Raw genomic sequence first — 4,337 nt, 5'->3', positions numbered from 1 at the left:
AATATCAGCTCACCCCAGAAATACCGCAGGAAACATTCTATCTCAACTACGCGATAGTACAGGTGGCCGGCAAAACCCTATCTCCAATAGCGCAGCGTGCGATCACTCTTATTCAAGAATTCGCTCAAAAACCGATTCCTTCCGACCCGGCGAATTAACACTTGGCATATGCAAGATTGAATTTAATCCAGGCTCACACCGCCTACGCGCCGATAGACCGAAAGCTCCCAAAAGTTGAAAAGGACCACCGAGTGTTCATTGGCGTCAACCTCCATCACAAGACTGCTGGACCAGACCAGCTTGGCTCACCACATCAATTCGACGATGGGCTGGCACCAGCTCGGGCTTAAGAAAAACTTAACGTCGTGTCCCAGATTAGTTGACCGCTACATACATCCTTTCCAGCAGGTCTGACAGTGAATACTCCACAGACATGTCGTTTCCATTCCCGTCGACAACCCCAAACCTAGCAGTGGTTCCGGCTATAATGGGGTAGGTTATACACAACGCCTTTTCTGAGAACTGGTATGAATACGGAATTGATGGAAGAAGAGATGCGACGGGCGCTATTCGGTAGATCTGAGCCTCCCGCGTCGGCAATTAATACACACATGCAAGCCGTCACGGATGTCGCGATGGTGAAACCGATAACAGCAGCGAAAAAAAAGCAGGTGTCGAAAGGCTTTACTCCCAGGCTGAGAGTTACGCTGCGCGTCGGAAATGAATTTGAAGGCAAGATGCACGAGATGGTACATGAGGCCGATACGCTGAACTCCCTGGTTGCGGAGCAAGAAGCGACTAAGATGGCGAGAAAGAAATTCAGGTTTGTGGAAGTGGTATCGATAAAGTCGATGTGAGTAGCCGAACTGATTTGGCTCGCTCGTCAGACATCAAATCGCGTTCGGGTACCACGGGCTATCCGACCGGCCAGTCCGTATCGACTGAGGCATCAAATCTCAAGGTACGGTAGTCGTATCACTGGCTATCTGTAAACCATCACTCCATCCAAAATCTCGACGCCTAACTGATCGTAGGTTCCGTTCCTCCTCGCTGATATTAGCGACAGGTAGCAATCGGCCAAAAGTTCACCGTAGGATAGTTAAGACGTTACCCCGCGCCGCACCTAAATCCTTTTTTTGGAAGACTCGGTCATCTGATCGTGCCGTGAGGGCAATCCCCTTTTACCGACGCAGGACATTGTCCAGCTTGCAATGACGGGCCATAAGCTATCTGCGCGAACACCGCAGACTTGCCAGCAAATTGAAACCCAAATACAGTTTACTCATACAGCGTCATCATAGTGTGGCGGGCTGCTAGAGGAGTTGACGAGATGAATCGCAGTATGTGGCAATGTGACTTCATGCCGGTATGAGCTAGAATCCCCGCCACTCGGGGATGCCCGCGGCTTCCGGCAAGGATCATCATGGAATTTCAGCTACAAGGATTTGTGTTTCACAAGGTCGTGACCAACCAACGTGACAAGAGCGTTGTATTAGTTCCACGCGAACGACAGATTGAGCTTCCGGAACCCAAGGCCAACACCCTTGTAAGCACGATCCTTACGAGTTATCAGGGCGAGGGCAACATGGCGTACGCCCGTATCCTGGCCGATAGCTGGTTCGACATAAAAACCAAGCGATACTTCGCCAAGGAACTTGGATTTTACCAGTTCTCTAGGGACACCCTCTCTCAGCTCAAAATCGAGCTAGAGAAGGCGCCACTGGCCACCGGGGGATTCTTGACTATCATCGATTACCTGATCGATGGGGAGCCTAATCTCATGATTGTTCTCATCAAGAATGCCAAGGGCATCGGTATTGATGCGGACCTCAATCTTGAAGAAATCGACACGCTCGACATTGACAAACTGCACTTTGCAGCGAATATCGACATACGCCGTTGGCAGGAAGCTGACAAGGACCTTGAGGCGCCCCATGTTTCCTTCTTAAAGGGTAAGAATCGGAAAGACACTGTGGTGGGCTATTTCAAGTCCCTCTTGGGGATCGATGAGGAAGCCTACTTAGATCCGTCCAAGCACACTCAACAACTCGTGACATTGATAAAAAACTACTGCGAGGAGTTCAAGAGCGAGGACGAGGCCTTGAACAGCCGCCGTGCCATCCAGGAGTGGGCCGATGGCAAAATCGCCAAGGGCGAAAGCATTACCCTGCGTGAAGTAGCCAACCAATTGGAACCGGGCGATCCTGATAGCTTCATCGATTTTGTCACCCAGAGCAAAATAGAGATCCCTGCGGAGTTCGAGCCTGTCGCCAAGCACCTGAAGTCACTGCTCAAATACAGGGTCTCTGGACCGAACAAGGAATATACGCTCTCGTTCGAACAGGCGGCCCTGGAGAACAAGACCATTTACCTAAACGCTGAGGGGCACCTAGTCATTACCAAGGTGCCTGATAGCATCAAGCCTAACATTCCGAAAGCCTGATGATGGCTTCCATGACGCCCATCGACGAGATAGAGGATATTCTGCGGTTGCACTGCATGTATCCCTTGCAATGGTCCGGTCATCGACTCACCGCGACATTGCGCCTACAAGCACCGCAATGCGTGATTCTGGACAGGTTAAACGAGAGCGATACAGTCGAGGTTGAGGTACGCCAGAATGGACGACTCATCACCCTCGGTACCGCCGCAGAGCAATGCGTCGAAATCGCAATCGTCCCCCCTCGCGGGTCGCAGCACTGCCTTGCCAAAGATGAGGACGACCTGCTCTGCGTATTCAATCTGCACTGTCTGCCTGAGCATTTCGCACTGCTCGATTCGGGCTATAAAACCTGGAGCGACGAGCCAACGGACAAGTCTCCCGCCGTGATCCGAGCGTCCTGTTTCATCAAGCAGCTTGAGCGCAATGCCATATTGGAAGTAACAGGCAGTCGCTTCACGCTGATGACCTACGACCAGAAGATCTATCTGACCTACGGTGTCAGCGCCCTAACCGTGCGACGTACCGCCGACATCGTCGCCAATGGCCTACAGAAGCTGGAAGACATGCTGTCCGACACGCTTCACGGCACCGAAAAAAAACGGCTCATTCGTAATGCGTTGATCTCCAGCTTGAAGTCCTGCGAAGAGTCCAACCGGTTGGCGCACCTGTTGAGCCACTGCGATGAAATGCTTGAAAATGCACAGAACAACTATGAGCTGTTCATCTCCAATTTTTCTTTCAACAACGACCTCGATAAGCTCAATGAGCAGAAACGAGAGTTCAGCGTCAAGCTCAATGGACTGCTCATTGGTATCCAGGGCAAGCTGTTGGCGATACCGGTTTCCACGATCCTAGCCACAACGCAGCTAAAAGACGCGACAGATGACAATCATCTCACCATCAACTGTACGGTGATGATGTCGTCACTGTTTTTTCTGACGATCATCGTGTGGCTCATCAAAAGCCAGATGATTGCCATCAAGGCGATCAGGCAAGAAATCGTGCAGAAAGAAAAGCGCTTCCGTCAGGAGTTGCCGAAGCTTTTCGCTGAAGTGGCCACGATCTTCGACAGTTTAAAAGCCGACTGCAATCTGAACCTGAAAATGGCTTGGTCGCTCACCGTGCTTTCCTTTGTACTAACGGCTATCACGAGCTACGTGTTTGTGGTCAAGACGCCGGAAATTGCACTGCTGCTGACGCCTCCGCTCGAATGGGCATCAGGTTTGTTGACCAGCCTTCAAATGGTAGGCGCCAAGCTGCTAAGCAACTTTTGGCCGCTGTAGAGCGCGGCAGGCTTGCCCGCTACCGTAGCCACGGCCGCCTTGAGCCCCCCCCCGGCCAAGCGCTGTCGCAGACCTCAACCCTGATTTCCCTGTCGCCGAATGGCGTTTGGAAATCGGCATAGATCACCATGGACTTCACATCCAACCAGCTCACTTAGATCATGGGGGGCTTGCTGTCGCATTGAGCCGTTTACGGCCTGTCGCGAGGGCTGCAAGCAATACTAAGCAGCCTGTGGACTGGTGAACCCCAGTTCAATTTTCAGGCGTACCAAATCTTCCGCGGGGCGGTCTAGAGTGCTGAACCCGTTTCATTGAAAGTCCGAAAGCCCCAACACATTGGAGCAAAACTGGAAAGATCGATTACAAGTACGATATATCGCTTTATCGACGGGGCAGAGCAAGGCACTCCCTGCTCGATCATGGAGCCCTATACAGGGCTCATTATCCCCTGCTACAACCAAACGCACGGCATCGATTCCCGTAATCCTTGGTCTCAGCCTTGCAGAGGTAACTGACCCGATAGAAGTATCGATCCATCTCCCCCGAATCATCCTGAGAGAGGTGGAATGTGGCGTTTGCAGGGATATGCACCAAGCCCTCTGCCTCCTCGA

4 protein-coding genes are annotated in these 4,337 nt (G+C 51.9%); 3 read left to right on the top strand and 1 reads right to left on the bottom strand.

The annotated features are described in order from the left end of the window. Positions 1-527 precede the first annotated feature (527 nt). From KW848_RS31185 to KW848_RS31175, 3 genes are all read left to right on the top strand, one after another. Positions 528-857 (top strand): hypothetical protein, encoded by a 330-nt coding sequence (locus KW848_RS31185; protein ID WP_218539159.1) that lies wholly within the window; start codon positions 528-530, stop codon positions 855-857. 566 nt (positions 858-1,423) lie between these two features. Then, positions 1,424-2,443 carry a nucleoid-associated protein gene (locus tag KW848_RS31180; protein WP_154913829.1) on the top strand — a complete coding sequence of 340 codons (1,020 nt, stop codon included), beginning with the start codon at positions 1,424-1,426 and terminating at the stop codon, positions 2,441-2,443. Positions 2,444-2,454: 11 nt separating this feature from the next. Beyond that, positions 2,455-3,726: a hypothetical protein gene (locus KW848_RS31175; protein ID WP_218539158.1), complete on the top strand. Its 1,272-nt coding sequence runs from the start codon at positions 2,455-2,457 to the stop codon at positions 3,724-3,726. A 441-nt stretch (positions 3,727-4,167) separates the two neighbouring features. On the opposite strand, the gene KW848_RS32710 is transcribed toward KW848_RS31175, so the two are convergent. After that, positions 4,168-4,320 carry an inovirus-type Gp2 protein gene (locus KW848_RS32710; protein WP_375154765.1) on the bottom strand — a complete coding sequence of 51 codons (153 nt, stop codon included), beginning with the start codon at positions 4,318-4,320 and terminating at the stop codon, positions 4,168-4,170. Between the last annotated feature and the right edge of the window lie 17 nt (positions 4,321-4,337).

The organism is Pseudomonas sp. PDM25, from assembly GCF_019219045.1.
In the GTDB taxonomy this organism is placed as follows: domain Bacteria; phylum Pseudomonadota; class Gammaproteobacteria; order Pseudomonadales; family Pseudomonadaceae; genus Aquipseudomonas.
This window is presented reverse-complemented; position numbering and strand designations above follow the sequence as displayed.